Source organism: Gelidibacter sp. (assembly GCF_035577925.1).
In the GTDB taxonomy this organism is placed as follows: Bacteria; Bacteroidota; Bacteroidia; order Flavobacteriales; family Flavobacteriaceae; genus Gelidibacter.
Map to the genome: position 1 here is coordinate 1 of NZ_DATJCY010000094.1, position 1,782 is coordinate 1,782.

The 1,782-nt window shown below is 37.0% G+C and carries 2 protein-coding genes; both read left to right on the plus strand.

Translation table 11 applies throughout. The features are described 5' to 3' along the window. Nucleotides 1-49 precede the first annotated feature (49 nt). Nucleotides 50-991 (plus strand): cation diffusion facilitator family transporter, encoded by a 942-nt coding sequence (locus VNJ50_RS03320; protein WP_325579030.1) that lies wholly within the window; start codon nucleotides 50-52, stop codon nucleotides 989-991. 81 nt (nucleotides 992-1,072) lie between these two features. After that, nucleotides 1,073-1,782: DMT family transporter (locus VNJ50_RS03325; RefSeq protein ID WP_325579032.1), on the plus strand; the 710-nt coding region annotated here is incomplete at its 3' end.

The window sequence follows — 1,782 nt, forward strand, 5'->3', positions numbered from 1 at the left end:
GTCTCAATATGGTGGAGCATTTTATGTGCACTAAAATCTACAATAGATTGTGAATAACGAAAGCAGAATAAAAATAATTAGAAATGCAACCTTAGTTGGTTCTGTTTTAAACTTATTGTTGACGGTTGCTAAGATACTTGCAGGTGTTATTGGGAAAAGTTCCGCAATGATTGCTGATGGAGTCCATTCTTTATCTGACTTGGTTACAGATATAATTGTATTAGTTTTTATTAAAGTATCAGGCAAGGAGCGCGACAAAAATCATCAATATGGACATGGGAAATATGAGACATTTGCAACCATGCTGATTAGTTTTGCATTGATGATTGTAGGTGCAGGTATTTTCTGGTCAGGTGCTAAGAAAGTATTTGATTCAATTAATGGAGAAATTATAGAACAGCCAGGCTATATCGCTCTCTATGCTGCATTAATATCAATAATCGCTAAAGAAGGGTTATATTGGTATACAAAAATAATTGGAGTGAAAGTAAATAGTCAAGCCATGGTTGCCAACGCATGGCACCATCGGTCTGATGCATTCTCATCAATAGGAACTGCTTTAGGTGTTTCAGGCGCAATTCTTTTGGGAGAACAGTGGAGAGTTTTAGATCCAATAGCAGGAATAATCGTTAGTTTCTTTATTTTTAAAGTAGCTTGGAATATTGCAAATCCAAGCATTAAGGAGCTGATGGAAAGTGCTCTTCCTGAAGAAACAGAAAGTAATATTACCGAAATTATTAAAAACACTCCCGGAGTCTTAGGGTTTCATAATTTAAAGACCAGAAAAATCGGAGCTATATTTGCAGTTGAAGTTCACATCAAAGTAGATAAATATTTAACAGTTGAATCATCACATGAAATAGCAACTCAAATTGAAAAATCACTGAGGAACAAGTTAGGCAAACAATCACATATAGGAATTCATGTTGAACCCTATTATGGACCAATTGATGTGGAACAATCACTGCAAAAAAACATTGGGAATCACTAAGTCGAACTAATTCTGAGTTTATTGATTAAACCGAACAATGGATAATCACAGGGAAACAGTACAATTCACCCATTTTTTTAAATGATTAGTAAAAAGGGAAAAGGGCACCTTGCCATGATGGGGGCAAACATCGCATGGGGTTTAATGGCTCCCCTCTCAAAAAGCATTATGATGTTTGGTGCCATAGGTTATTTATCTTTGGTATCATTTCGTCTGGGCGGAACTGCAATAGCATTTTGGGTAGCTTCTTTTTTTGTTAATAGAGAAAAAGTGCCCCCGCGCGATCTTTTCCTGATATTTGTGGCTTCTCTTTTTGCCATTGTTTTCAATCAGGCAATTTTTATCACCGGAGTCTCCATGACTTCCCCCATCAATGCCTCCATCGTTACTACTTTTCTGCCCATCATCACCATGGTGATAGCTGCATTTTATTTGAAAGAACCCATCACTCTCAAAAAACTTTTGGGCGTAATAGTAGGTGGTGCAGGTGCAATTCTGATTATTGTGAGCAGCACCAAGTTAGATTCCGCTGACAGTACATCCAACAGAAACCTGATAGGAATACTCTTGATTTTTTTGTCTCAAACCAGTTATGCAATCTATTTTGTTTTCTTTAAAAACTTTGTCGAAAAATACTCGCCTGTCACATTGATGAAGTGGATGTTTCTTTTCGCTTCCATCGTCTACCTCCCTTTTGGTCAGTCGGAGTTTCTGTATATTGATTATTCCGTTATTCCATTTTCTGTTTACAGGGACATAGCATTTGTAGTTCTGGGCAGCACTTTTTTCAC